Origin of the sequence: Stenotrophomonas sp. 8(2023), from assembly GCF_030345295.1 — a bacterium.
Lineage (GTDB): Bacteria > Pseudomonadota > Gammaproteobacteria > Xanthomonadales > Xanthomonadaceae > Stenotrophomonas > Stenotrophomonas muris.
The window spans coordinates 2,779,601-2,806,400 of record NZ_CP128404.1 but is presented as its reverse complement, the minus strand read 5'-3'; the positions used below and the strand labels follow the sequence as shown (position 1 = coordinate 2,806,400).

Genomic DNA, 26,800 nt, shown 5'->3' with positions numbered 1-26,800 from the left:
TGCCTGCCGGGAAACGTTCAGTTACTGGGTCTTGAAGTCGAACGGCACTTCAATGCTGCCCGGTACGGCCTGGCCGTTGCTCTGCGCCGGGGTGAAACGCCAGCGGCGCACGGCGTCGGTGGCGGCACGGTCGAGCTCGCGTGAGCCGCTGCGCTGGATGACCGTGGCATTGTTCGGGTAGCCGGTGGCATCCACGTCCACGCGCACCACCACGCTGCCGGTCTCGCCCGCGCGCAGGGCCGCGGCCGGGTAGGCCGGCGGCGGCGACTGGCCGGCAATCGGCATCGGCTGGCTGTTGCCGGTGGCGGCTGGCGCAGGGGCCGGCGTGGCCGGGGCCGGTTCAGCGATGGGCGCCGGCGGCGGCGGGGCGGTTTCGACCAGCTTCGGGGCGTCGTCCTCTACCGGGGCCGGCTTGGCATCGGGCATGTCGCTGGAGCCTGCGGCGGCGGCCAGCGGTTCCGGCAGCGGTTCCACCTGCGCGGTCTCCTGCGGGGTCTGCGCGGCCGGATCGGCACGGAAGAACTCCTTGTCGCGGCCGGTCAACCAGACCAGCACGAACAACAGCACGCCCACGCCGAAAGCGATGCCGGCGATCTTCAGGGCGTTGCGCGGGATATGCACAGTGAACGACTTGGCGGACGACGAGCGGGGTGCAGACATGGACCGGACCAGTACGGAATAGCCCGATTCTGCCACGCCAGGAATGAACCGGGCGGCAGAAATCCGTATAACAAGCGATAATCCCATCCCTGATACCCACCACGACACCTGCCATGCTTGATCCAGCCCTGCTCCGCCACCAGCCCGCCGACCTCGCCGAACGCCTGCGCACCAGCCGCGGCTTCGAGCTCGACGTGTCTGCCCTGGAGTCCCTGGAGGCGGATCGCAAGCGCATCCAGGTGCGGACCCAGGAGCTGCAGAGCCTGCGCAACAGCCGTTCCAAGGCCATCGGCCAGGCCAAGGCCAAGGGCGAGGACGTCTCGGCCATCATGGCCGAGGTCGCTGCCTTCGCCGACGAGCTGAAGGCCTCGGAAGTGGCGCTGGACGAGCTGCGCGAGAAGATCGAAGCGATCTCGATGGGCATTCCGAACCTGCCGGCCGACGACGTGCCGGCCGGTGCCGACGAGAACGACAACGTCGAGCAGGCGCGCTGGGGTACCCCGCGCCAGTTCGATTTCAAGGTGCTCGACCACGTCGAACTGGGCGCCCGCAACGGCTGGCTGGACGGCGAGACCGCGGCCAAGCTGTCCGGCTCGCGCTTCACCGTGCTGCGTGGCCCGATCGCGCGCCTGCACCGCGCCCTGGCCCAGTTCATGGTCGACCTGCACACCGGCGAGCACGGCTACGAGGAGACCAACGTGCCGCTGCTGGTCAACGCCGACTCGCTGCGCGGCACCAGCCAGCTGCCGAAGTTCGAGGACGACCTGTTCAAGACCGCCGTGGGCGACTCCACGCGTTACCTGATCCCGACCTCGGAAGTGCCGCTGACCAACATCGTGCGCGATGAGATCGTCGACGCCGAGCGCCTGCCGCTGCGCATGACCGCCCACTCGATGTGCTTCCGTGCCGAGGCCGGCAGCGGTGGCCGCGACGTGCGCGGCATGATCCGCCAGCATCAGTTCGAGAAGGTCGAGCTGGTCTCGATCAGCCGCCCGGAAGACAGCGACGCCGAACACCAGCGCATGACCCGCTGCGCCGAAGTGGTGCTGGAAAAGCTGGGCCTGCCGTACCGCAAGGTGCTGCTGTGCACCGGCGACATGGGCTTCTCGGCGGTGAAGACCTACGACCTGGAAGTCTGGCTGCCGTCGCAGGAAACTTACCGCGAGATTTCCTCGTGCTCGAACTGTGGTGACTTCCAGGCCCGCCGCATGCAGGCGCGCTGGCGCAACCCGGCCACCGGCAAGCCGGAGCTGGCGCACACGCTGAACGGCTCGGGTGTGGCCGTTGGCCGCGCGATGATCGCGGTGATGGAGAACTACCAGAATGCCGACGGCAGCATCACCGTGCCGGAGGCCCTGCGCCCGTACATGGGTGGCCTGGAAACCATTGGCTGATAGCCGGCGCTGCGCGCCGCCGCCCGAGCATGGGCTCGGGCGCTACAGATCTGTGTAGAGCCGAGCCTATGCTCGGCTCTCCTTTATGGCCCGCAGCTTCTCCAGCGGCACCCATCCCGGTTCGCCGTTCTCCGGCACGCACCATGCCCAGCCATTGAGCGTGCGCATCCCGCGCAGCGTCTGCCCGGGGTCCACATCCAGTTCGCGCGCGCAGTAATCCTGCGTGGCAAACGCGCCACCCTGCGCATCGCGGCCGATCACCGGCGCCGGCACGAATCCGGGCTGCTGCCCCTCGGCCTCGCAGAGGAACCAGTCGTCCCAGCCCTCCGGGCCTTCATAACGTTCGCCCACCACCAGCGCCTGGCCGCGGCGCAGGATGATCGGGTGCGGAAATTCGTTGCGGTGCGCAGCCGTCACGATGTAGTTCATGCCCCCAGCCTAGCGCGCCGCAAAAGAAAACGGCCCCGCACAGCGGGGCCGCCAGGGTGGGCCGGGAGGGGGAGGGGATCCCGGCCCGCGTTCAGCGCCCAGACGAGGAGAGAGGGGCGCCGAACGTTGGAACGCGTTACGCCGCGACGGCTTCGGCCGCTTCGTGCGACGGCAGCGCCGCCAGCGCACCGGCGATGGCGTCTTCACGGTGCTGCGGCGAGTAGGCGATGCCCTCGGCGCGCACGAACTCGACTTCGTTGATGCCCATGAAGGCGAACACCTGACGCAGGAACGGCTCCTGGAAGTCGGCCGGCGAGTCGGTATAGATGCCGCCACGGCTGCTGGCGATGATCACCCGCTTGCCACCGGCCAGGCCCACCGGGCCGTTCTCGGTGTACTTGAAGGTGCGGCCGGCCACGGCCACGCGGTCGATCCAGGCCTTCAACGTGGACGGGATGCTGAAGTTGTACATCGGCGCGCCGATCACCACGATGTCGGCCTCCAGGAACTGCTGCATCACCTGTTCAGCATCGGTCGCTTCAGCGGCGTCGGTCTTGGCCAGCGAGCTGCTGCGCAGGTGCGGTACCGGATTGGCATCAAGATCGCGATAATCGACCTTCAGGCCGTCGATCTGGCTGGCGAGGCGGGCGACCACGGCGGCCGACAGCTGGCGCGAGACGGAGTTGTCGCCAAGCACGCTGGCGTCGAGATGCAGAAGCTTCATGGCAGTCACCTATGTTCTGGGAGGAAGGGGCGGGGTGGCCCCGCCGACGGAGAGAACGATAGGTTGTTGCAAAGGCGGAATAAAGGTGATTGAATGCCACGTATTGTTCTAGATATGGAACTCGGGCATGCATGACCTGAATGACCTGTACTACTTCGCGATGGTGGTCGACCACGGCGGATTTGCCGCCGCCGAGCGGGCGCTGGGTATTCCCAAGTCGCGACTGAGCCGCCGCATCAGCCAGCTGGAAACCGACCTGGGCGTGCGCCTGCTGCAGCGCTCCACGCGCCGTTTCGCGGTCACCGATGTCGGCACCAGCGTGCACCGCCATGCGCAGACGATGCTGGCCGAGGCCCAGGCCGCCCGCGAAGTGGTGGACCGCCTCAGCGCCGAACCGCGCGGCGTGGTGCGCGCCAGCGTGCCGGTGTCACTGGCGCAGATGCAGCTGCCCAAGCTGCTGCCCAAGTTCCTTGAGCAGTATCCGAAGGTGCGGCTGCAGCTGAACATCAGCAACCGCCGCGTGGACATCATCAACGAAGGCTACGATGTGGCCCTGCGCGTGCGTTCGCGCCTGGACGACGACGGCAGCCTGGTGATGCGCAGCTTCGGCCAGGTGCAGGAACTGCTGGTGGCCAGCCCGAAGTACCTCGACCGCGCCGGCCGCCCCAAGGACCCGGAAGAGCTGACCCAGCACGTGACCCTCAGCATCAGCGAAGACGAAGCCCGCCAGCGCTGGGAACTGCATGGCCCGGAAGGCGAAGTGCGCCGGGTCGACCTGCAGCCGCGCGTGGCCGGCTTCGACTTCCCGCTGCTGCAGAGCATGGTGAAGGACGGTTTCGGCATCACCATGCTGCCGGAAACCGTGTGCGCCGACGCCGTGCGTAATGGCGAGCTGGAAGTGGTGCTGCCGGACTGGTCGCTGCCGCAGGGCGTGTGCCACGCCGTGTTCGCCTCGCGCCGCGGCCTGCTGCCGGCGGTGCGCGTGTTCATCGACTTCCTGGCCGAGCACCTGCCGCCGCAGCTGGAGGCCTCGCGCCTGGATTGCGGTGGCGCCTGTGAAAAGGCCAAGGAGCGGATCAAGGCCAGTGCACTGGGTGCGCTGGCGGTGGATGCCGGCTGAGAAGGCGGGTAGGTAGCGCCGGGCCATGCCCGGCGTTGCTGTATTCCGGCGCCGATCAGTTCCGGCCGAACAGCCGGTCCCAGAAACTACGGCGTCGCGGTGCGGCCGGTGGCGGTCCGGCTGCAACGACGGGCGCTTCCAGCACCGCCATCAGCTCCGCGCTGCGCGGCTTCTTCAGGAATCGCGCATAGTCCAGATAGCTGGTCACCTTGCTCATGTGCAGGCGTTCGGGCATTGCCGGCAATGCGCCGCCCTGCAACAGCACCCGCAATGCCTGCGGACGGTCCAGGCGGATCGCCTCGTACAGGGCGGTGCCGCCACAGCCCGGTTCGATCAGGTTGGCGCGCTGCGGCGCATCCTCCAACAGGGTTTGCAATGCCTCCGCGTCGTCTCGTTCTACTGCAGCCACCAGCCGCGCCAGCGCCTCGGCTTCCGCAGCTGGCAGGTTGTCGCGATAGGCCTGGTCGGCAATCTCGCGCTCGTCGCGCCCGTCGCCGCCCTGGATGCACAGGAAATCGGTGACCAGGGCGACCGGAATGCCGGACGTATCCAGCGCCCAGTAGCTGGGATAGACACCGTCGCCCCAGCCGCTGGTGAACACCACCAGGCCGTGCGGCGAGTCCTCGCCCCAGGGGCGATATTCGGCGCCTTCATCCAGGCCATCGTGGTCGATCAGTGCATCCGACCATTCATTCTCTTCGTCGCCATCGGCCCGTTCGATCAGGGCCAGCAGCGCCTGCTGGGTGTCGGTGTCCATGAAGCAACCGATGCCAGCGTCGACCGGGTAGCCGATGAAGCTGTCCTCATCCAGTCCGGTCAGGTCCTGCGTGGTCCAGCGCGCCATCTGCCAGTGCAGGGCGGTCGCGGTGAGAGCTTCGCGTGGCTTGAACCAGACCACGGCCAACGCCGGGCGGCCGCTGTGCACGATGATCTCGACCGGATGCCGGCCCAGCGGGGCGGTGTAGTCGGCCAGCGCAGGCGCCTCGGCCTGCACCAGCGGATCGCAGACCACCACGTGCCCGCTGCTGACCGGCAGGTGCCCGGCGAAGGTGCGGTGCAGGGCCACAGCGGCCAGCTGGGTGTCGTCCAGCAGGCAGGTGCGCAGGTTGGCCAGATCGAGATGGGCCATGGCGGCTCCGAGTGCGGTGAAGGCCCCCACCGTGCCGGATGCGGAGGGCAGGGGCAAGGTGGTCTTGGGCAAATGCCCTTCACGTGCGAGAATACGGCGCTGCCCGGGCGACCGGGACCCGATTGGAGAGATGGCCGAGCGGTTTAAGGCACCGGTCTTGAAAACCGGCGAAGGGTTAAACCTTCCGTGGGTTCGAATCCCACTCTCTCCGCCAGTTGTTTCAAAGAGCCCCTGGGAACAGGGGCTTTTTTGTTGCTACGGCCCTTGCTGGCCAGCCATCCGGTCGCGAGGGTCAGTTGAACGAATAAACCGGTGCATTCCTCTGACAACAGGGAACTGCTTCATTCAAGGGCGGTAATCATTTCAAGTGCACAAACGTTCGCGCCGGGAAATTTGAATGCACCCGGCACCCGCGCTAGGCTTCGGATGCCCAAGGAGGGCGACCAACGGAGTCATGGCATGAAGATTGGATTCAAGCTTTCTGTTGCTGTTGCGGCCTGTGCGTTGACCTTTGGAATCGGTAGCGCCACGGCGAAAGCCCCCGGCCCTTGTTCCGTCTGCGAGGTCCAATACATTGCATGCGAGGCGTCAGGTACAAACTTGAGTATCTGCACCCGGAACTATATGCAATGCCTGCGTCTGAACGGCTGCATTATCCCGTAGCAGGGCGCGGCGGGGACGTGTGGGGACCTTGCGATACCCTGCAACCTTGCCACCCTCCAGACAAAAGCCTCGGTCCTGCCGGGGCTTTTTCGCTTCCGGAAACGCCATGGCGCGCATCGTGCCGGGGGCGAAACCGAGACGGTGCCTATGTGCCCTGATGCAGGCAGGCATATGTGGAGGGAGCGGCATTCAGCCCCGACGCCCACCTGTTGGCTTGTTGTGGCACAACGGGTAACTCGAGCACGACCGGAACGCCCCATGTGGCCCATTCCGGTCCACGAATACGCCCACCTTGCACACCGGGCAGCGCTCTTCGTGGATGGCCGCGCCTGAAATCGCGGTTACTTCCACTGCCCCGTCCTTCACCAGCTCATCCAGGAATGGCGAGTGCTTGCCCTGCAGGGTGAACATCGCGACCGACCGTCGCGCACGCGTCAGCGCGACATAGAACAGGCGCCGTTCTTCGCTCAGCGGATAGGTATCGCCGTCCGGCATTGCCAGCGAAAGCACCGGGTCATCCGCGCGCAGGCTCGGGAAGCTGCGGTTGATCATGCCCGGCAGGATCACGTAGTCCGCCTCGCGCCCCTTCGATCGATGTGCGGTAAGGAACTCGACGTCCATCGTGCTGCCGAAGGCCGTCTTCCAATCCGAAGGCATCGCACCGCGATCCGCGCGATACCGCCCCAGAACAAAGACCGTCACGCGCCCGGTGCGGCCCTGCGGCACTGCACCTGACAACAGTTGCTGGTGCAGCTTCGCAAGGTACTGGCGAACGCCATCCTGCACCTCCTCGCGCCGGTTCATCTGGAACGCCTGCAGCACCGGGCCCATTGCCGGCGCAGCAGAGCGAACGTTTTTGGCGATCTGCGCGGGGTTGCGGCTGATGAAGCGGCTGGACACATCACACAGTGCCTGTGGGCAGCGGAACGTCTGCTCCAGTTTCAGCACCTGGCCATGGCCCATCCATTCGCGGAATCCAGTCATCACCGCAACGTCGGCGCCAGCGAAGCGATTGATCGATTGCCAGTCATCGCCCACCGCAAACAGATGGCGGCCCGGTTGGCTGACCAGGGCACGGCAGAGGCGCGCGCGGGCGCGCGATGCGTCCTGGAATTCGTCGGCCATCACCAGGTCGTAGGGCGATTCATAGTGGCCCTGTTCCAGCAGCCCGGCCGCCATGTTGAGCATGTCCTCGAAATCGATGCTGCGCTCGTCAGCCAGTGCGTTGTCCCAGGCCTGGAAAACCGGCCCGGCGATCTCCAGGAAGCGCCGGTAGCGTTCCTTGAACTGATCCTCGGGCATCTGCCGCAGGCGCGCCGCCATATCGTCCAGTGTCAGGCAGTTGCTCTTGGCATGGGCAATGAAGGTGCGCATCAGTCCGATCAGGTCAGCATCCGGCATCGGCTTGGCGCCTTGATCGGGCAGCTCGCGGTCGGGGTTCGGGTCAAGCTCGACATCAGACGCGCCAAGCCGCTCGGCAAGATGCTGCAGGGCCTGTCCACTGCGCAGGCCAAACGACGTCGTCTCGACCAGAGCGGTGCCGCGCGCCACATGCTGCTGGCGCTTCCAGTGCATCCCTTCGCTGTAGTTGGCAAAGTGCTTCGGCGGCTGGCCATCGGCATCCAGCGCAAAGTGCTCGTGATACAGCTGGGCGTCCGGATAGTAGAAGTCCGGGCGATACTGGCGATGGGTGTCTGTCGCGGTATCGAATTCGTAGCGCCGCTCGTAGTCGTACGCCACGCCGTTGTAGAACAGCCAATCGGCGATGACGCACTCCTCCAGGCTCTTCACCCGCTCACCCTTCAGGGTGCGGATGTAGGGCGTGCCATCGCGGTCGTAACCATCGGCCATCATGTCGGCACCGAACGGCGGCAGGTCGCGCCCGAACACCAGGCGGAACATGTCCCACTGGGTGCGGAAATGGGTCGAGCGGTCCTTCAGGTCGTCCACCAGTTCGGCCAGCTTGTTGAAGCCCAGCGTCGCGTCGACCGCCCATTCCGGGATATCCGGCTTGCGCCTTGTGGCTTTGGCGATGATGGACAGGCCCAGGGCGTGGAAAGTCCGGGCTTCCACCACGGTGTCGCCCATGCCGAGCCGGTCGAAGCATCGCTGCGCGCGCTCCTCCAGCTCCTGGGCGGCGTCCTTGTTGAAGGCGAGCATCACGATCCGTTCGGGTTCGACAAAGCCGCGGTCGATGGCATAAGCGGCCTTGGCGACCATTGTGGAGGTTTTCCCAGAGCCGGCCGCGGCCACGACCTGTACCCGGTTGTCGAAGCAGATGACGGCGTGGGCTTGTTCCTCGGTCAGGGGCTTGCTCTCGACCCGGTCCAGGAAGTCCTTGGCCAGCACCCGCTCGCGCTCTGCCATGGTCGCGTTGGCCTCGGCCCAGACGGCGGGCCAATCCAGCTGCCAGTCGTGCAGGGCGTCCAGCGCCATGCGGTGGCCGGGCGCGTGCAGGTCGTCGTGCACCTCCTCGTCGAGGAACAGCTGCTCCAGCTCGGCGGGCGGCAGGGGCAGGGCGGGGCGGTCGGCCAGCAACGCCTGCTGCTGTTCGTGGGTGATCCAGCGGCGTCCGGTGGTGCCTCGGTCGGTAAGCGCGTCTGCTTCGGCCAGCCACGCCTGGATCTGCTCCAGGATCGTGTCAAACAGGGCCTTGCGTCCCCGTGTGGTGCGCGCAAAGTGCACCTGCTGCAGCGCCGCCGCAAGCCGGGAGCCCTGGCTGTTGGGCAGCCCATCCACGGACAGTGCTTCACCGCGCTCGGTCGTCAGTTCGACCCTGGACCAGAGCACGCCGCGAACGACCCGCACGCTGTGTTCGTTCGCCACATGCTGGCGGTACTGCCTGCCGTCGATCAAAAGCGCGAGCTGTTCGCCATCCAGCTGCAACTGCCAGTCCGGCGAGCGGGTCACACGCTGGCCCCAGCCCGAGGGGCGCCATTCCATAGACATCCAGATACTGCCTTGCGTACGTCACCGGGCGTAAAGTGCCCTTGCCGCCCCATGATAAGGCCGCTTGGCATGGCACGCTGGGTTTCCGGTCACTCGCGCACGCGCGCCAGCGATGGCATTGCACCCTCGCCGGCGCGGCAGGCGTCAGGCGTTCACATCCACGACAATGCGGCCACGCACCTTGCCGGGGATGATCTGCTCATAGACATCCAGCACCTCGGCGAGGCCGATCTGCTGCACGGTGCTTTCCAGCTTCTGCGGGTCCAGGTCGGTCGCGAGCCGATCCCAGGCGCGCTGGCGAACCTCTTGTGGGGCATTCACCGAATCCACGCCCGCAAGGGTCACATTGCGCAGGATGAAGGGCAGCACCGAGCCGTGCAGTGCATCGCTCTGGGCCAGGCCACAGGCGGCCACGGCACCGCGGTACTTCGTTTCGGCGATGGCATTGACCAGCGTTGGGCCGCCGGCCACATCCACCACGCCGGCCCATCGCTCGGCACTCACCGGCCGCTCGCGCGGCTCCGAGAGCTGCGCACGATCGATGATCTCGGCCGCACCCAGGTTGTGCAGATACTCGGCGTGCTCCGGCCGCCCGGTGGCGGCCACCACGCGATAACCCAGCTTTGAAAGGATCGCCACCGCAATCGAGCCGACGCCGCCGTTGGCACCGGTAACCAGCACATCGCCCTGTGCAGGCGTCACCCCTGCATGCTCCAGGGCCAGCACGCACAGCATCGCGGTATAGCCAGCGGTGCCGATGGCCATGGCGTCGCGGGTGCTCAGGTTGCCGGGAATCCGGTTGAGCCATTCGCCGCGTACGCGGGCGCGCTGTGCCAGGCCGCCGTGGTGGCCCATGCTCAGGTCCCAGCCATTGAGCACAACGCGGTCGCCTGGCTTGAAGTCGGGCGTGCTGGATTCCAGCACCACGCCTGCCAGATCGATGCCGGGAATGAGCGGGAACGTCCGGATGACCGGACTCTTGCCGGTGAGGGCAAGCGCATCCTTGTAGTTGAGCGTGGAGTACTCGACCTGTACCAGGACGTCGCCGTCCACCAGGTCGGCTTCATTGAAATCGACCAGTTCCGTGGATACGCCGTCGTTCGTCTTGCGGGTCAGCAGTGCCTTGAAACTCATGGTTGGGGGCTCACGTTCAGTGGATGGCCCCATGCTAGGCTCGCACCGTTATCGCAACAAGAACGACGATTTTCCGTAGGTACTATGGTTTTCCGGAGTATGCATGCGTAGCAAGCGTTGGGACGGCAAGAGCGGTTGCGCGGTGGAAGTCACGCTGTCGGTGATCGGCGGCGTGTGGAAGCCGATCATTTTGTTTCACCTGATGACCGGCAAGCGGCGTTTCATGGAATTGACGCGACGGGTGCCCAATGCCACCCAGTCCATGCTCACCAGCCAGCTGCGTGAACTGGAAGCCGATGGCGTGGTGATCCGCCACGTGTACCCGGAAGTGCCGCCGAAAGTGGAATACGAGCTGTCCGAGTTCGGGCGCACGCTGGTACCGGTGCTGCTGGCCATGCGCGAGTGGGGTGAAACCTATCGTGGCTATCAGAGCACCCAAGGCGATAGCTGAAGGCTGAGCGGCCTTGCGCTTGCCGCATGCGGGTTTCGCGAACGCCCACAGCCAGCGGCGGGTCTTTGGCACCGGCAGCGCGCATGTCGTATACGGCTGGACAGGGCGTCCGGAAAGTACGCGTCGATAGGAGTCGCCTGCTGGCGAAGAACGCCAGTCAATGGACAACTCGACATCCACTGACGCAACCAACGTAGCGACGTGATCGATCAGGATTTCCCTGCTTTCCACCGCCGGTTCAGGGCGGTAACCATGGCCGCGCCAAAGCATTCGCCGTGGCCGGGATTGGCGTCCCGAACTTACGTAGTACAAGGCGTCGTAGTTGCAACGTATGTTGCGATCACGACAATGCACCTTCTGTCAGTTCATGGCGGATGGTGCGTGGGGGTCTTAGGGCCCGTCGGCTTTCGTACTACGTATCCGGCACGCCAACCCGCACCGTCCGCCACCTTGCATCTGCAGGTGGCCACATCGTGAGGTTGCCGTCATGCCCGAACGTCTTCCCGACCATCCCCGCCTGCACGCGCTGCTGGGTGCCGCTGTACTTGATCTTCCCGCTGCCTTGGCCGAAACGCTGGAGGACGCGCTCCGCGAATCAGCCGAGTTCGTCACCCCATCGGCATTCTTTGCACACCTGAAAGGCCACGGCAGGAACCTGCGCGCTGATGGCGAGGCCTGGAGTGAAATGTGCCTGAGCCCCGGCCGCGCCTTCGACATGGCCCTGGCGACCCGCAGCGTTTCGGGCATCACGGCGTTGACCGCGGTGCTGCATGCCGCGCATGTGGCACGGGAGAACGACGATCCTGCCTGCTGTCCCTCCGCCGCCGTGGTCGAAGGTCTGTTCAACGCCTGCCAGGCGCTGTCGCTGCAGGTGGAACGCTGCCTGGTGCCGTGAAGGGCTGCGACGCGGTTCCTGTTCCGTTGACGCCCGGTTCCCTATAGTGGCGCTGGAACCCTGCAATGGAATGCCCATGCACGTGATGTCCCCCGGCCGTTGCCTGACGCTTGCACTCGCCGTCGCAACGAGTGCCAGCGCGTGTGCACGGCCGCCGTCCACCGAACACGAAAGGAATCCCGCCATGTCCGGCGCACCCCAGACCGGCCGCACGATCAACGGCCACACCTATACCGATGCGCCCGTGGACGTGAAGCTCGGGCCGAACACTTTCCGCATTCCGGCCAACTACCTGGACAGCCAGATCGCACCGTGGCCCGGCGAGGGCGTGACGCTGGTCATCGAGTGGCCGGACATGAAGCCGACGCCGCCGGGTGCCCGGGCCAATCCGCGTACGAATGATTTCCGGAAGGAGATTGCTGTTCGTATCAACTACATCGATCGCATTCCAATTGAGACTTCGCTTTCAAGGCTTTCCTCAAATGAAGCCATCACGGAGGAGGGTTCTGTGGAAAGGGAGGATCCCAGGGACCGTCTCGATCAACGCGTTGCACAGCCGGAGACCTTGGGCCTGACGCCCTATGCAATCGATGAAGCGAAGATGGTGTTGTACGCGAAGAAGTACGAGGCCCGGTATGGGAAGCCGCCTGTCCGCAATCCGGCATTCGAGCGCGACTGGTATGTTGCACGGGACGGTGCTGGGGGACTGACAAGCTTCATCAAGTGCGATAGCGCAACGTTCCTGGGGGACGGAGTGCGCCTGACGCAGGACGAGGTCATTGATCTGGACGATCCTGTGGCTGCCGGATGCGTTCACTACTTTGTCGATATCTCTGACAGCCTATCCATCTCCCTGCATTACAAGAGAGCTTTCTTGAAAGACTGGAAACGCATGGAAGATGCTGTTCGCGATGTTCTTGCTGCAGCACGGACGCGCTAAACGACGAGGCTCAAGGAGAAAACAATGAGCGGCCTGACCCAGAAGGACATCAGAATCCTCATCGATTATGCAGATGCCGGTAATCGTGAGCTGTACTGGAACTACCTGTCGCAACTGCCGGGTTCGGACGGCTACGGTACGCTGGCGCTAGGTGTGGTACGTAATGACAGTTTGCCTGGACGCGTGGCCAATGCCTACGCGCAAAGCCATGCCAGATCTCAGAATGACGAAGGTTCGCGCTTTCCAAATGCCGAGCTGAGCGAGCGCCAGTGGGAAGCATTCGGGCGGACACTGCTGCGGGAAGATCTGGAGCTTCGACAGGCGTGGATGGGAAACGGACGTGCGGATCTCGCGCTGAATCTGCCTGGCGCTGACGTCATGCTGGCTCATGACCGCGCTTTCGAGCAGCACAGACTGGACCCCAATTGCTGGACTCCTCGAGTGCTCCTGCAAGCCGCCTCGGACAAGAGCGGCCCCGAGAAGCTGGAACAGATCTGGACCAACATGCTCAACAATGACTACGCCGGGGGCCCGCGCGTAGGCAACACCAGCGTCGATGCCATCAGCCAGATGGGATGGGCGAAGGGCGGGCAGTACCTGACCCGGTTGAGCGTGCTGGAAGCTACCCAGGCATTGGAAGGACGCTCGGCGGTCGATCCGAACGTCATCGGTGGCAACAGCTACTACGCGATGTACTTCGAAGCGGACAGGAAGTGGGCCAGTGTCAGCGCGGGTGGCGGCCATATGTCGATGCGGGAGATCACTGACCCCGCCCGTATCGCCGAACTCAACGACGCGCGCGAGGTTCGTCTGGAACGGCAGGAAAAGCGAACCCAGTTCCACCCGGACGACCCGTACCGGACCATCACCCGCAGTCCGCTTACCGCAGCCGTGGACGACGTGCCGGATCCCGCGCAGGCCCCGACCCGTCTGGCCGACATTGGTCCTGGCCACCGTGAGTACGCCTTGATGCAGCAGGTGCGCGAAGGCGTGGCCGCGATCGATGCCAGCGCGGGACGTACCGATGATGAGAACAGCGAGCGCCTGGTGGCGAGCGTGATGGCCTTGGCGCGTCACAACCAGCTTGAACGTGCCGACCATGTCCTGCTGAGCGCGCAGACCGCCGATCATCCGGCCGGCCGCAACGTGTTCGTGGTGCAGGGCGAGTTGAATGATCCGGCGCATCTGCGGGCCTCCATGCCCACGGACCGGGCGGTGCAGACGCCGGTCGAGCAGTCACTGCAGGCCCTGCAGGCAGTGGGTGCGGAACGTGAACAGGCACACGCGCAGCGCCAGCAGCAGGAGGTCGATGCGCGGGCGCGCGACACCCCGGCCATGCGGATGGCCTGACCGGCCCCCCGGGTGAGCCGGTCACGGGCTCGGGTCTAAAGTGGTTTTCGCCTAGGCCTTTAAGCCTTGGGGCGCGGACCCTTCGTTCGCCTCCGCAGTTTTACCTATAATCGATTGGGAACTCTGCAATGGAATGCCCATGCACGTGATGTCCCCCGGCCGTTGCCTGACGCTTGCACTTGCCGTCGCGGTGAGTGCCGGCGCGTGTGCGCGGCCGCCGTCCACCGAACACGAAAGGAATCCCGCCATGTCCGGCGCAACGCAGACCGGCCGCACGATCAACGGCCACACCTATACCGATGCGCCCGTGGACGTGAAGCTCGGGCCGAACACTTTCCGCATTCCGGCCAACTACCTGGACAGCCAGATCGCACCGTGGCCGGGCGAGGGCGTGACGCTGGTCATCGAGTGGCCGGACATGACGCCGACGGCGCCGGGCGCCCGGGCCAATCCGCGTACGAATGATTTCCGGAAGGAAATTGCTGTGGCGATCGACTACATCGATCGTGCGCCAATCGAAACATCATTGGAGCGATTGTCCTCCAACCAGGCATCCGCCGAGGAAGGATCGGTGGAGCGAGGGGATCCTCGGGATCGACTCGATCTGCGTATTGCGCGGCCCGACGTCATGGGACTGACGCCTTATGCCATCGATGAAACGCGGATGGGGATTTTCTCGAAGGAATACGAGGCACGCTATGGAAAACCGCCCACGCGTAATCCTGCCTATGAAGATGATTGGTACATCGCGCGCGCTCCAAACGGCAGTCTGACCACATTCATCAAATGCGAAAGCACGGCGTTTCGGGGGGATGGCGTTCGCCTGCAGGGCGATCAGGTCATCAGTGAGCAAGGGCAAGCCGCTGCGGGGTGCTTCCACTATTTCTCGGATGTGGAGAACAAGCTTTCCATCTCGCTGAACTACAAGCGGGCCTTCCTGGCGGACTGGAAGCGGATGGAAGATGCGGTGCGGGATCTTCTCGCGCGCTCCCGCGTCCGGCAGTGAGTGCATTCAGGAGCAGGCGATGGGCGGATTGACGCAAGAGAATCTCAGGATTCTGGCCAGCTATGCCAAGGCCGGAAACCGTGAGTTGTACTGGAACTATCTGTCGCAGCTGCCAGATGCGGATGGCTATGGCACGCTTGCGCTGGGTGTTGTTCGCAACGACAGCCTGCCAGGCCGCGTTGCAAACAGCTACGCACAGGATTACGCCCGAGATCAGGAAGGCAAGGGCTCCGGCTTTCCCGACGCGCAGCTGAGCGAGCGGCAATGGGAGATGTTTGGGCAGACGCTTCTGCGCCAGGACCTGGAGCGACGCCTGTTCTGGATGGAGCAGGGGCGTCCCGAATTTGCACTGAATCTCCCCGGCAAGGACGTGATGCTGGCACACGACCGGGCATTCGAACGGCATGAACTCGATCCCAACTGCTGGACGCCGCGCGTGTTGCTGCAGGCGGCTGAGCAGAAGAGCGGCCCCGAGAAGCTGGAACAGATCTGGACCAACATGCTCAACAATGACTACGCCGGAGGCCCGCGCGTAGGCAACACCAGCATCGATGCCATCAGCCAGATGGGATGGACGAAGGGTGGGCAATACCTGACCCGGTTGAGCGTGCTGGAAGCCACCCAGGCACTGGAAGGGCGCTCGGCGGTCGATCCGAACGTCATCGGTGGCAACAGCTACTACGCGATGTACTTCGAAGCGGACAGGAAATGGGCCAGTGTCAGCGCGGGTGGTGGCCACATGTCGATGCGTGAGATCACCGATCCGGCCCGCATCGCTGAACTCAACGACGCGCGGGACGTTCGTCTGGAACGGCAGGAAAAACGTACCCAGTTCCACCCGGACGACCCGTACCGGACCATCACCCGCAGCCCGCTGACCGCAGCCGTGGACGACGTGCCGGATCCCGCGCAGGTAGCGACCCGTCTGGCCGACATTGGACCCGGCCACCGTGAGTACGCATTGATGCAGCAGGTGCGCGAAGGCGTGGCCGCGATCGATGCCGGCGCCGGGCGTACCCACGACGAGAACAGCGAGCGCCTGGTGGCGAGCGTGATGGCCTTGGCGCGCCACAACCAGCTCGAACGCGCCGACCATGTGCTGCTGAGCGCGCGGACTGCCGATCACCCGGCCGGCCGCAACGTGTTCGTGGTGCAGGGCGAGTTGAATGATCCGGCGCATCTGCGGGCCTCCATGCCCACGGACCGGGCGGTGCAGACGCCGGTCGAGCAGTCACTGCAGGCCCTGCAGGCAGTCGGTGCGGATCGTGAACAGGCACACGCGCAGCGCCAGCAGGAGGTCGATGCGCAGGCGCGCGACATCCCGGCGATACGGATGGGCTAGGGTCCCGGCCTGTCGCAGCCTCGCCTCACGCGGTCTTTGCAACTCGGTGCGCGGGCATTGCTGAGTTCGCTTGGCGACCGACGCGTACCAGCCGGGTAGATGTCCGCCTGGGTGGATGCCATTTCACCGCTGCGGTAGCCGCCCACTTTGGTGGGCATTCTGGCCCTGGCGCGCGGTGACGCAGCCGTGCCCACCAGGGTGGGCACCCACCAAGGCGATGTGGATTGGCATCCAGTACCGGGGCGCTACCTCGCCGGGGCGTCTGCCGTCTGCGCGGCCACCATGGCCTGCTGCATCTCCTTCAGCGACAGATAGCCATCACCATCGGTGTCCAGGCCCGCAAAGTACTTCGCAATCTCCGGCACCAACGTGGCTTCATCCTTGCTGATCCTGCCATCCTTGTTCGTGTCCATGGCACTGAACGCGGCGTCGATCGAATCGGCCTGCTTGCTGAAGCGCCCCTGCTGGAATCTGGTGTATTCGGCCTTGTCGACGCGCCCATCCTTGTTGGTGTCCATCGCTGTGAACGTGGAATCGATGTAGGCCTGCTTCGGGTCAGCCGGCGCGGCCTGGGAGGCCAGCGGAGCGGCGCACAATGCGATCAACAGAGCGGTCTTCTTCATGGGTCGTATGTCCTTGAGATGTGCAGGTCAGCGGCAGGGATAGGTGTAGCCGTCGGCGCCGCGATAGGTATCGTTGCGGCGGTCATAATTGCCGTAGCGGCGAATGCAGTAGTCGGCGCGTTCGCGGGTCTCGCGTTCGCGCTTGGCGGCTGCGGCAATCACACCGGCCACGACGGCTGCGCCCACCACGCCCACCACCACACCGGTGGTCTTGGCATCGTGGCGGCGCTCACGTTCCCGGTCACGCTCACGCTCGCGTTCACGACGCTCCCATGCATCACGATCGCGGTCACGGTAGTCCTGGTCCCACTGCGGGTTGTAGCGGTTACCGCGTTGCGCATGCGCGTCGCCGGAGTAGGGCAACAGCAGCATCAGTTGTGCAGCCGCTGCCAGCAGCAGTGCGGTTCTTCGTGGTTTCAGAGACATCGTCCAGCTCCTGTGCGGACATTGTTGGTAGCTCCAGTAGAGCCCGCAGACATTGCGCGAACCTGCCGTCACTGCAGGTAACGTCACTGGCTATCGAACGAGTGCTTCGACCGGGTCCGGCTGCGCGGCGCGGCGTGCTGGCAGGAAGCCGAAGCCAATACCGATCAGGCTGGAACAGGCGAAGGCGGCCAGGATCGAATTGGCGGAGAACACAAGGCTGAAACCCACGTTGGCCAGCGCCAACCCTGCCCCCAATGCCAGGGCCACGCCGATGCCGAGCACGCCACCGAGCAGGCAGACCAGGACCGATTCGATCAGGAACTGTTGCAGGATGTCGCTGCGCCGCGCGCCCACCGCCATGCGCACGCCGATCTCGCGTGTTCGCTCGGTCACCGACACCAGCATGATGTTCATCACTCCGATTCCGCCCACTACCAGCGCGATGGCGGCGATGGAGCTGATCATCATGGTCAGGATGCCGGTGGTCTGTTCGATGGACTGGCGGATCTGCGCGTTGTTGCTCATGTAGAAATCGGTGCTGCCATGGCGGCGTGCCAGCAATCGTCCGATGGCGCGCTCGGCCGCCTCCATGCTGATGGCATCGGAGACACGCACGGTGATGCTGGAAACGTGGCTCTGCCCGAGCATGCGCGCCATGGTGGTGGTGTAGGGCAGCCACACCCGCAGCAGCGAGGCATCGCCGACCGCGCCGGCGTCCTTCTTCACCACGCCCACCACGCGCACCGGCACGTTGCCCAGCAGCAGGGTATGGCCGATGGGATTGTCCACCGCAGCGAAGAAGCGGGCGCGGGTGTTGGCATCGATCACCACTACCTGCTGGTAGCCGGCCACGGCGGCCGGGCCGAAGAAGGCACCTTCGCCCAGCTTCAGGCCATGCACGCGGAAGTACTGCTCGCTGACGCCATGCACCTGCACGCTGGCCGAGCGGTTGCCGCGCAGCGCGGTGCCGGTGGTGGCCACGCCGGGTGTAGCGCTGTCCACGAACGGCTGCCCGGCCAGGGCCACGCTGTCGCCGGGGGTGAGCGTTTCCACCCGCGCCGAGTGCAGGTCGCCGAAGCCGGACCCGGGATAGATCTCGATGGTGTTGGTACCCAGCGAGGAAATGTTGGACAGGATGGCCTGGCGCGCGCCGGTACCCAGCGCGACCACGGAGACGACCGACGCAATGCCGATGATGATGCCGAGCATGGTCAGGAAGGTGCGCATGCGGTGCGCGTTCATTGCGCGCAGGGCCATGCGGAACGCCTCCGTAAAGCGATCACGCACCGCCTGCCAGCCGCTGCCACCGCCGCGCTGCGGCGGGGCCGCCGCTGACCCATCCACGGCAGAGACCCCGCCCGTGGCGCGATCATCGACAACCCGGCCATCGCGGATCTCGATGATGCGATGAGCATGTTCGGCCATGGCCATGTCGTGGGTCACCAGCACCACGGTGTGGCCCTCGGCATGCAGCTCGCCCAGGATCTTCATCACCTCCCTGCCGGAGTGGGTGTCCAGTGCACCCGTCGGCTCATCGGCGAAGATCACCGCGCCGCCGTTCATCAGTGCGCGCGCAATCGAAACACGCTGCTGCTGGCCACCTGACAGCTCGCCAGGCAGATGCTGCATACGTTCGCTCAGGCCCAGCCGCGCCAACAGCTCGGCCGCGCGGGCGCGGCGGGTGGCCGCCGCCATGCCGGCATAGATCGCTGGCACTTCTACATTGCCCAATGCGGTCAGGTCGGTCAGCAGGTGATAGCGCTGGAAGATGAAGCCGAAGTGCTCGCGGCGTAGTTCGGCCAGTTCATCGGGCGACATCTGAGCGGTTTCGCGTCCGGCGATCTGGTATGCACCGGCGGAAGGGCGATCGAGGCAGCCGAGGATGTTCATCAACGTGGACTTGCCCGAGCCGGACTGGCCCACGATGGCCACCAGTTCGCCTGCGTGGATGTCCAGGTCCACGCCATCGAGCACGACCAGCGTCTGTTCGCCGGCCGCGAATTCGCGGCGGATGCCGCGTACGCGCAGCAAGGGGGCGGTGGCGGATGTGCTCATTTCGACGGCGCGTGTGCGGTAGCGGCTTCGTCCCGGGCCTGCGCCAGCACCACCTGTTCGCCCTCTTTCAGGCCGCTGCGTACCTCCACCTGGATCTGGTCGTCCAGCCCGATGGTGATGCGGCGCGCATGGGCGTGCCCGTCCGCGCCACGCACCTGTACGCTGTAGCTGCCATCGGCCGCGCGTGCACCGAGCGCAGCGGAGGGCAGCGTCAGTACGTTGTCGGCGCGACCCAGCACGATGCGCACCTGCGCGGTCATGTAGCTGCGCAGGCGGCCATCGGCGTTGGCGACGTCGAACTGCCCGTTGTAGTACATGGCGGTGCGGCTGCCACCGCCGGTCGCGGGTGAAGCAAGGGCGGAGGCGTCTTCCTGGGTGATCGATTCCGGAGCCGGGGCGATGTCGCGCAGCGTGCTCCTGTAGCGACGTCCCGCGTCGCCAAGAATGGTGAAGTACGCTTCCTGACCAACGGACGTGTGCACAACATCCGCCTCGGAGATTTCCGCGTAGACCGTCATCACGTCCTGGTTGCCCAGCATCACGATGGTCGGTGCGCTCTGTACCGCGTTCACGGTCTGCCCCTGGCGCGCCACCACGGCCAGCACGGTGCCGTCGGTGGGGGCGGTGATACGGGTGTACTCGAGGTTGGTCTGTGCGATATCCACGTCGGTCTGCCGCTGCACGATCTCACCTTCCAGCGCGGCGATCTGTTCCCGGGTGGCATCGACCTTGGCCTTGGCCGCATCGACGTCGGCGCGTGCCACCAACTGCGAGGTCACCAGCTGCTGCTGTCGATGCAATGTCAGCTCGAACTGGCGCAGGTCGGTGGCCAGCGCATCGCGGTTGGCGCGCGCGGTGCGCTGTGCTGCCTGCGCACTCAGCAATGCGTTGCGCTGGGTGCGCGAATCGATATCGGCAATCGGATCGCCGGCCTTCACCTTGTCGCCCAGCTTCACATGCAGGGCCTCGATGCGGCCGGAGACCTGCGCGCCCACGCTCACCAGCCGCGAGGGCTTCAGTGTTCCAGTGGCTTCAACGACCTGTTCAATGTTGCCCCGGGTTACCGGTGCCACCTGCAGCTTCGGTGGTGGTACGGGCCGGAGCCAGGCGAAGAGTGCCAACGTTGTGCAGAGGAGTGCGGCAGCAATGATCAGCACACGGCGGCGGCTGCGCGGTGTGGCGCTCATCGGCGCGGCATCCGGAAGAGACAGGGCATCGTGGATCCTCGAGACTGTTGGAATGCACGCCTGGGGTGACAGGTGTGGATGGTGGTCGAGTCTCGATGCGCTGGATTGCGCGAACCTTGCGATGGTGCAGGCGTGTCAGTGGGCAATGCCCTGCGTGAGCAGTGCCATCGCGATGAACTGGATCATGCTACCGAGCGCCAACAGCACGTGGCGGAGGCGTTGCGCCGGCGTGGGCAGGGTCGAAAGCTGGCACAACGCGCCGACCAGCAGCACGGTGCAGACCGCAACCGGCAGCGTTGCGGTGGCGGCGACGATCGCGATGATCATCAACGTGGCAGCAAGCATCACGGCGGCTGCGCGCGTATCCAGGGTCCGCAGCAGCGGGGGAGCTGGGCGTAGTGCAGCCCCTCGCCACACGGCCAGCATGTGCAGTGCGGCATGCACGGCGACGAACACCAGCACGGCAGTGGCCGTTGCATGCGCGTGCCGATACGCGGAAGCCACCAGCGCAAGGCCGGGGAGCAGCAGGAACAGCGCGGCGAACAGGCGGATCAGCACGCCGGCCCGCTCGCGTTCGGGAATCATCCGCAGCCAGTGCGGCCAGTGTTCCAACCCACGCGCGCGGCCTGCATGCGCGCGGCAGTTCCATGCTGCGGCGGTGAGGCTGGGCGTATTCCGAGGCGGCGGGGCAGGGGTGGAAGAGGGCGGTGGAGGAGCTCCCTGTGTCACATGCAGGCTTCCTGTCAGTTCCGGACGCAGCACCTGCTGTGCTGCTCACCTGGATGCTGGGCAGCGAACATTGCCGCAACCTTGCGCATCAACCGCAGTCCTGGCGCGCGGACAGCCAGTAGTCATCCGCGCATAGTCATCCACGTGGAAGCGATGCGCTCAGTACTCCGGCGCCAATGCGCTGGTGACGCCTGGATGCGAGGGGAACTCGACGCGGATCAGGGCGCCACCACCGGGCGCATCCAGAATCGTGACGTGGCCGCCGTGGCGGTCGATCACCTGCCGCACCAGGTTCAATCCCAATCCGGCGCCTGTCTGCCGGGGCCGCAGGCGTTGGAAGGGCTCGAACACGCGTTCGCGCTGGTCGACTGGAATGCCGGGTCCATCGTCTTCCACCTCAAGGCAGCTGCCCTGCACGCGCACGATGATATGGCGTCCACCGTGCTCGGCGGCATTCAGTACCAGGTTGGAGAGCACCCGTTCGATGGCACCGGACTCGCCCAGCACCGGGAAGTTCGGTTCCACTGCCACGGCGACCGTCTTGTCGGACTGGATCAGCAGTGGGGCCAGATCGGCGACGACCCGCTTGGCCACGCGGGCCAGGTTGAGGGAGTCCTTCGGTCCATCGGCTTCCATGCGGTGCAGGTCCAGGAGCTGCTCGGCAAGCGTTGCCAGCCGAGCGACTTCCACCGCCAGGCTGCGTGAGGTGGAATCGTCGGTGGCATCGATCTTCACCCGCAGGATGGCGATCGGTGTACGCAGCTCATGGGCGGCGGCGGCGATGAAGCGGCGCTGCCGTTCGTGCCCTTCGTCCAGTCGGTCCAGCGCTTCGTTCACCGCGGTCACCAGCGGTGCGATCTCCACCGGTACGGCGGTCTCTGTCAGACGGATGCCGCGACGGCTGGCAGAGATGTTGCGGGCTTCCTGCGCGATGCGCTCCACGCCAGCCAGGGCGCGGCGCACGATGATCGGGGTCAGGATGATGGTGGCCAGGCCCAGCAGCAGGAAGATCGGCAGGGTGATGATGTGTGCGGCCAGCGCCATCTGCCAGGTCAGCGAATCGGTTTCGCCATGGGCCATGATGGTCAGCTTGCCGGCCGGACCGCTGTGCTGGCGTATCACCACGGCCAGGCCGTCGTTGCGGCCGCGTCCGCGCAGGTCGCCATAGGGAATGCCGTCGAGGGCGCCGACCAGCGAGGCGTAGGCGGGCGGAACGTGGCCGAATGTCACATGTTGGCCCTGCTCATCCTCGGCGATGAACCACGCGCCGGGGACGATCTTCAGCAGCTCGTCCAGCGCCGGTGTGCGTTGCACATACAGCTCGCCCTTGCTGTCCCGACGAACGGCCTCTGCCGCAACCGGGGCGAAGGTCTGGATGGTGTAGTAGCCGCCGCTGTCGACACGCACCAGCACCATCAGCAATGCGAAGAAGGCCACCAGCAGTGCGAGCAGCTGGTAGATCAGGGTTTTGACGATCAGCGGGCGCTTCAGTGAGGGACGAAGCGCCATTACTTCGTTTCCCGCATCAGATAGCCGACACCGCGGATGGCATGGATTTCCACCCCCGCATCCGCGTCGGCCAGCTTGCGCCGCAGGCGTGAGACATGCGAGTCCAGCGTGTTGGAATGGATGCCGTCGTCGAAGCCGTACACCGCCATCTCGATGGATTCGCGAAGCACGGTGCGGCCCAGCCGGCGGGCGAGGGCCGCCAGCACGCGGATCTCGCGGCGCGGAAGCTCCAGTCGCTGTCCGCCCACGCTGGCTTCGCCCGAGGTGGGGTCGAACAGCAGCCGGCCGATGCTCACCGGCTCCACCTGCATGCCGCTCGGCCGGCGCCCGGCCGCGCGGATCCGCGCGAACAGTTCTTCCAGCGCGAAGGGCTTGGCCAGGTAGTCGTCGGCGCCCTCATCCAGGCCGGCGATGCGGTCCGGCAACTGTCCCAGTGCGCTGAGCACGATGATCGGCACCCCCGGATTGCGCCCGCGCAGCACGGGAATGAGCCCCAGCCCGTCACCATCGGGCAGGGTGCGGTCCAGCAGCACCAGGTCGTGTGATCCGGAAAGTGCTGCTTGGCGGGCCAGTGCCAGGGTGCTGGCCAGGTCCACGACGTAGCGCTCCCGCTGCAGGGCAGACTTCAGGGTGGCAGCCAGTTCGGCTTCGTCTTCGATCAGCAGGATGTGCATCGGCAGGCGTCAGGCGGGAAGGAGGCATAAGGCGGGCGGCAAGCGCCGGCACCGTATTACAGGAACATTGCGTGAACATGGCGTTCCTTCGGGGCCTGCCGGTGACGCCGCAACACCCGCTGCGGCGCGGGCCGCCCGGCGCAAGGTTCGCGCAATCCGCGCACTCCAGCCTTGGCGCCCGTTCGCTGATCCCCAACCCCTGGAGTGCCCATGAAGTTGTTCGTCCCGCTGTTGCTGGTTGCCGCCTTGAGTGGCTGCACCACTGCCAAAATGACCGTCACCCCCGATGGCCGCCGTGGTGTTTCCATCGACTGCAGCGGTTCCAGTTCCTGGAGTGGCTGCTACGAAAAGGCCGGGCAGATGTGCCCAGGCGGCTATGTGGTCTTCAGCAAGGATGGCGATGAAGGAAATGCCATCGCGGTGGGCAACAGGAACGGCTTCACCTCTACCCAGATGGCCACCCGCTCGATGCTGGTGTCCTGCTCGCACTGACCTGGGCAGGGGAGGTGGGTTGCCACCTCCCTTGGCACGCTCTGCTGCGCGGTGTCAGAAGCTGTAAGCCGCCTGCACATACACCCGCCGCGGCTCGCCCGGGAAATGCCCGTTGCGCTCGATGAAGCCGCTGGCCGCGTACACCTTGTCGAACAGGTTCTTGACGTTGGCCTGGAACTGCCACTGCTTCCACGTGGTCTTCCAGCTCATGTCGAATACCGTGTATGCCTTGACCGCCTGCCCATCCAGGCTGACACGCTCGCCCACATGGTCGGCGCCGAAGCCGATGGCCGAATTGATCGACGGCAGGTCGTAGCGCGTCCACACGCCGAGCTTGTTGCGTGGCGCATTGGCGAAGCGGTCGCCGGAGGCATTGGTGATGCCGTTCGGTCCGGCATCCTTCACCCGTGCGTCGTTGTAGGCGTAGGTCAGGTTCACCACCCAGCGCTCGGTCACGTCGGCCAGCAGGTCCAGTTCCATGCCCGTGCTGCGTACCAGGCCCAGTGCAGCGAGTTGGTTTACCCCGCCGATCACCTCGCCGGTGGCCTGCACGATGTTGCTGCGGTCGATGCGGTAGGCCGCCATGTTCAGGGTCACACGGTCGGCCAGCAGGGACTTCAGACCGACTTCCCATTGCCTGCTGCGCTCCGCGTCGAACGGTCCGCCGGCCGCCGGGTTCTGGTTGGTGGCACTCTGCGGCACGAAGCCGCTGGCGATGTTGGCATACAGGTTCACGCCGTCCCGGACGGTAAAGGTACTGCCCAGGCGCCAGCTGAGATCGTTGCCATCCACGCTGCCGCCACCCATGCGGTCCTGATCCTTGAAGCCATCCCAGCGCAGCCCGGCCAGCACATGCCAGCGCGTGCCCAGTGCCAGCTCATCCTGCAGGTAGCCGCCGTAGCGCTTGCTGCGGGTGGCGGTGCTGCGCCAGGGCAGAGCGGCCAGGTTGTAGTCATGCCAGGTGCTCGCGCCATAGACCGGGTTGAACAGGTCGATGCCGCGCACCGGGCCGGCGCCGCGTGCCAGGTCGGCGCTGTTGGCGGTCTGCGCGGTGAAGTCGGCGTCGAGCTGGTACACGTCGGCGCCGAACAGCACCTTGTGTTCGATACGACCCGTGTTGATCCGCCAGACGGCATTGCCGCTGGCGGTGAAGGCGGTGTTGTCACGGATCTGGTTGCGCAGCTGGCGCGTCATCCACTCGGCCACGCCGTCGCGATCACGATCAATCAGCCCCATCGGCTCGTGGTACATCTGGTGCTCGTTGTTGCTGAACCAGCGCGCAGCAAGGTCCACGTCCAGGTTGTCGCGCGGTGCGAAGCGATACTGCGCCAGTGCGACCTTGGCGCGCATGTCGAGGAAGTCACTGGCCTCGTTGTGGTTCCAGCGGCGATCGGTCAGGAAGCTGCCGGCATCGTTCACCGGCACGCCGCGCAGGCGGTTGCCGCCCAGGTTCTGGGTGATGTCGGTGAACTGCAGCACCAGTTCGCCGGTCTGGCCGACATCGAAGGCCAGCGAGGCATCGCCGATCACGCTTTCGCTGTCGGCATTCCAGCGCACGCCCTGCTCGCTGTCGGCATACAGGCCGGCGCGATAGCGAATGCTGCCGCTGGCATTCAAGGGGCCGGTGCCTTCGATCGATCCGGCGCGGAAGTCCTTGTCGCCTGCCTGCAGCTCGATGCGGCGTTCGGCGCGCGCCTTGGGCTTGCGCGTTACATAGTTGATGACACCGCCCGCATCACCACCGCCGTACAGCGCACCGGCCGGACCTTTCAGTACTTCCACGCGTTCGATATTGAACAGTTGCGGCACCGAGAAGCCCGCATAGGGATCACCACGCAGGCCGTCGTAGAGAACGTTCTCCTGGCGGAACCCGCGCAGGGTGACGCCGGCATAGCTGAAGAAGCTGATGCCGCTGATGCTGCGGTACAGATCGGTGACCTGGCGCGCGGCCTGGTCGTCGATCAGCTCGCGCGGCACGACCTGGATCGACTGCGGCACCAGTTCCAACGGGGTATCGGTGCGGGTGCCGACGGCCGCATCGTTGGCGCGGTACAGGGTCTGCGCGCGGCCGCGGACTTCGACCTTGTCCAGGTCCTTCGGGGTGTCAGCGGAGGCCTCGGAGGCCAGTGCAGGCGTAGCCAGGGAAAGGGGCAGCGTCAGGCAGAGGGCGTGCTTGAGCGGGGTTGGAAGCGGCATGAGGGGGTCGGGGCGGGCTGCAAATGAGAAAGAGTAGCATTTGCAACGCTTCGTGACCTATCCCCCGATTGCGCTATGGACGCAGGCCCGGGTCGGTATATGGGGTGCCGGCCAAGGCCACCAGCACGCCGGTGCCACCGCGCACGATCAGCTGCAGCATCGCTTGGCGCGGATCCTCGCCCCTCTGCTGGCTGGCCAGTCCACTCTCATAGGCGGCCACCATCGACGCCAGCAGCATGGCTGCGCCCAGGCGTGCCTCCGCGTCCTGCGCGGGCCGACCGGCCGCGTCGGCCATCAGCTGGGCCAGGTCGTCGGCCAGCTGTGCCTGCAGCCGTCGCGCGTGCGCCACCAGCACCGGACTGTCGGCCACGGTTGCCCAGAAGGCCGCTGCACCGGAGTTGATCCGTAACAGCGGATGGCCGCTGTCCAGCAGCTCCCGCACCAGCGATTGGAAGGCGGCCAGCGGGGCCATGCCACGGCGCGCCGCCATGCCTTCGCGAAGCAGGGTCCGGGCCTCCTCATCGCGGTCGAACACCAGGTCTTCCTTGCTGGCGAAATAATTGAAGACCGTCTTGCGCGAGACCCCCGCCGCATTGGCAATCTCGGACATGGACACGGCTTCGAAGCCGCGGCGGATGATCAGTTCGGTGGCGACGTCCGAAATGGTCTGTCGGGTCTCGGTCTTGCGCTGCTCGCGGCGGCCCCGGGGCGGGATCATGGGCG

General features: G+C 65.6%; 24 protein-coding genes and 1 tRNA gene. 10 read left to right on the top strand and 15 right to left on the bottom strand.

Features of this window, described 5'->3' with window-relative positions; genetic code table 11:
- Window positions 1-21 precede the first annotated feature (21 nt).
- Window positions 22-660 (bottom strand): energy transducer TonB, encoded by a 639-nt coding sequence (locus tag QP609_RS13215; RefSeq protein WP_111207052.1) that lies wholly within the window; start codon window positions 658-660, stop codon window positions 22-24.
- Between the two features lie 113 nt (window positions 661-773).
- On the opposite strand from QP609_RS13215, the gene serS reads away from it, so the two are divergent.
- Window positions 774-2,054 (top strand): serine--tRNA ligase, encoded by a 1,281-nt coding sequence (gene serS, locus QP609_RS13210; RefSeq protein WP_014647612.1) that lies wholly within the window; start codon window positions 774-776, stop codon window positions 2,052-2,054.
- 66 nt (window positions 2,055-2,120) lie between these two features.
- On the opposite strand, the gene QP609_RS13205 is transcribed toward serS, so the two are convergent.
- The gene (locus QP609_RS13205; RefSeq protein ID WP_126411113.1) at window positions 2,121-2,483 is read right to left on the bottom strand and encodes a ligand-binding protein SH3; all 363 of its coding nucleotides are present in this window, start codon (window positions 2,481-2,483) and stop codon (window positions 2,121-2,123) included.
- A 136-nt stretch (window positions 2,484-2,619) separates the two neighbouring features.
- Window positions 2,620-3,207: an NAD(P)H-dependent oxidoreductase gene (locus QP609_RS13200; RefSeq protein ID WP_126411112.1), complete on the bottom strand. Its 588-nt coding sequence runs from the start codon at window positions 3,205-3,207 to the stop codon at window positions 2,620-2,622.
- A 127-nt stretch (window positions 3,208-3,334) separates the two neighbouring features.
- On the opposite strand from QP609_RS13200, the gene QP609_RS13195 reads away from it, so the two are divergent.
- Window positions 3,335-4,327 (top strand): LysR family transcriptional regulator, encoded by a 993-nt coding sequence (locus QP609_RS13195; RefSeq protein WP_005410175.1) that lies wholly within the window; start codon window positions 3,335-3,337, stop codon window positions 4,325-4,327.
- 55 nt (window positions 4,328-4,382) lie between these two features.
- Here the strand turns inward: QP609_RS13195 and QP609_RS13190 are convergent, their stop codons facing one another.
- Window positions 4,383-5,456, bottom strand: coding sequence for a DUF4241 domain-containing protein (locus QP609_RS13190; protein WP_053495991.1), 1,074 nt, complete (start codon window positions 5,454-5,456; stop codon window positions 4,383-4,385).
- Between the two features lie 124 nt (window positions 5,457-5,580).
- On the opposite strand from QP609_RS13190, the gene QP609_RS13185 reads away from it, so the two are divergent.
- A tRNA-Ser gene (locus QP609_RS13185) sits at window positions 5,581-5,670 on the top strand.
- A 638-nt stretch (window positions 5,671-6,308) separates the two neighbouring features.
- Here the strand turns inward: QP609_RS13185 and QP609_RS13180 are convergent.
- Both QP609_RS13180 and QP609_RS13175 read right to left on the bottom strand, forming a co-directional pair.
- A complete protein-coding gene (locus QP609_RS13180; protein ID WP_197621179.1) occupies window positions 6,309-9,062 on the bottom strand; it encodes a UvrD-helicase domain-containing protein in 2,754 nt (917 codons plus the stop codon).
- A gap of 150 nt (window positions 9,063-9,212) precedes the next feature.
- On the bottom strand, window positions 9,213-10,202 hold the full coding sequence (locus tag QP609_RS13175; RefSeq protein WP_032957399.1) for an MDR family oxidoreductase: 990 nt from the start codon (window positions 10,200-10,202) through the stop codon (window positions 9,213-9,215).
- Between the two features lie 103 nt (window positions 10,203-10,305).
- Here QP609_RS13175 and QP609_RS13170 point away from each other — a divergent pair, with 103 nt between their 5' ends.
- The 6 genes from QP609_RS13170 to QP609_RS13145 all read left to right on the top strand — a co-directional run bounded on the left by QP609_RS13170 (window position 10,306) and on the right by QP609_RS13145 (window position 16,186).
- Window positions 10,306-10,653 (top strand): helix-turn-helix domain-containing protein, encoded by a 348-nt coding sequence (locus tag QP609_RS13170; RefSeq protein ID WP_014037677.1) that lies wholly within the window; start codon window positions 10,306-10,308, stop codon window positions 10,651-10,653.
- A gap of 487 nt (window positions 10,654-11,140) precedes the next feature.
- Complete coding sequence (locus QP609_RS13165; protein ID WP_014647606.1) at window positions 11,141-11,548, top strand: hypothetical protein; 408 nt, start codon at window positions 11,141-11,143, stop codon at window positions 11,546-11,548.
- Between the two features lie 76 nt (window positions 11,549-11,624).
- On the top strand, window positions 11,625-12,488 hold the full coding sequence (locus QP609_RS13160; protein ID WP_041863587.1) for a hypothetical protein: 864 nt from the start codon (window positions 11,625-11,627) through the stop codon (window positions 12,486-12,488).
- 24 nt (window positions 12,489-12,512) lie between these two features.
- Window positions 12,513-13,838, top strand: coding sequence for an XVIPCD domain-containing protein (locus QP609_RS13155; protein WP_197621178.1), 1,326 nt, complete (start codon window positions 12,513-12,515; stop codon window positions 13,836-13,838).
- 139 nt (window positions 13,839-13,977) lie between these two features.
- The gene (locus QP609_RS13150; protein WP_197621177.1) at window positions 13,978-14,844 is read left to right on the top strand and encodes a hypothetical protein; all 867 of its coding nucleotides are present in this window, start codon (window positions 13,978-13,980) and stop codon (window positions 14,842-14,844) included.
- 19 nt (window positions 14,845-14,863) lie between these two features.
- On the top strand, window positions 14,864-16,186 hold the full coding sequence (locus QP609_RS13145; protein WP_169411817.1) for an XVIPCD domain-containing protein: 1,323 nt from the start codon (window positions 14,864-14,866) through the stop codon (window positions 16,184-16,186).
- Window positions 16,187-16,431: 245 nt separating this feature from the next.
- On the opposite strand, the gene QP609_RS13140 is transcribed toward QP609_RS13145, so the two are convergent.
- The 7 genes from QP609_RS13140 to QP609_RS13110 all read right to left on the bottom strand — a co-directional run bounded on the left by QP609_RS13140 (window position 16,432) and on the right by QP609_RS13110 (window position 23,389).
- On the bottom strand, window positions 16,432-16,809 hold the full coding sequence (locus tag QP609_RS13140; RefSeq protein ID WP_014647601.1) for an EF-hand domain-containing protein: 378 nt from the start codon (window positions 16,807-16,809) through the stop codon (window positions 16,432-16,434).
- 27 nt (window positions 16,810-16,836) lie between these two features.
- Window positions 16,837-17,235, bottom strand: coding sequence for a hypothetical protein (locus tag QP609_RS13135; protein WP_197621176.1), 399 nt, complete (start codon window positions 17,233-17,235; stop codon window positions 16,837-16,839).
- 90 nt (window positions 17,236-17,325) lie between these two features.
- Complete coding sequence (locus tag QP609_RS13130) at window positions 17,326-19,290, bottom strand: MacB family efflux pump subunit (RefSeq protein ID WP_197621175.1); 1,965 nt, start codon at window positions 19,288-19,290, stop codon at window positions 17,326-17,328.
- The gene (locus tag QP609_RS13125; RefSeq protein WP_014647598.1) at window positions 19,287-20,363 is read right to left on the bottom strand and encodes an efflux RND transporter periplasmic adaptor subunit; all 1,077 of its coding nucleotides are present in this window, start codon (window positions 20,361-20,363) and stop codon (window positions 19,287-19,289) included. The genes QP609_RS13130 and QP609_RS13125 overlap by 4 nt, the downstream gene beginning before the upstream one ends.
- A gap of 249 nt (window positions 20,364-20,612) precedes the next feature.
- Complete coding sequence (locus QP609_RS13120; RefSeq protein ID WP_014647597.1) at window positions 20,613-21,089, bottom strand: hypothetical protein; 477 nt, start codon at window positions 21,087-21,089, stop codon at window positions 20,613-20,615.
- A gap of 276 nt (window positions 21,090-21,365) precedes the next feature.
- Window positions 21,366-22,715, bottom strand: a complete 1,350-nt coding sequence (locus QP609_RS13115) for a HAMP domain-containing sensor histidine kinase (protein WP_014647596.1) — start codon at window positions 22,713-22,715, stop codon at window positions 21,366-21,368.
- Complete coding sequence (locus QP609_RS13110) at window positions 22,715-23,389, bottom strand: response regulator transcription factor (protein ID WP_014647595.1); 675 nt, start codon at window positions 23,387-23,389, stop codon at window positions 22,715-22,717. Before QP609_RS13110 ends, QP609_RS13115 begins: the two co-directional genes overlap by 1 nt.
- Window positions 23,390-23,599: 210 nt before the next feature.
- Here QP609_RS13110 and QP609_RS13105 point away from each other — a divergent pair, with 210 nt between their 5' ends.
- The gene (locus tag QP609_RS13105; RefSeq protein WP_032957412.1) at window positions 23,600-23,881 is read left to right on the top strand and encodes a hypothetical protein; all 282 of its coding nucleotides are present in this window, start codon (window positions 23,600-23,602) and stop codon (window positions 23,879-23,881) included.
- Between the two features lie 54 nt (window positions 23,882-23,935).
- Here the strand turns inward: QP609_RS13105 and QP609_RS13100 are convergent, their stop codons facing one another.
- Both QP609_RS13100 and QP609_RS13095 read right to left on the bottom strand, forming a co-directional pair.
- Window positions 23,936-26,035 (bottom strand): TonB-dependent receptor, encoded by a 2,100-nt coding sequence (locus tag QP609_RS13100; protein ID WP_310762662.1) that lies wholly within the window; start codon window positions 26,033-26,035, stop codon window positions 23,936-23,938.
- A gap of 115 nt (window positions 26,036-26,150) precedes the next feature.
- On the bottom strand, window positions 26,151-26,795 hold the full coding sequence (locus tag QP609_RS13095; protein ID WP_046431363.1) for a TetR/AcrR family transcriptional regulator: 645 nt from the start codon (window positions 26,793-26,795) through the stop codon (window positions 26,151-26,153).
- Between the last annotated feature and the right edge of the window lie 5 nt (window positions 26,796-26,800).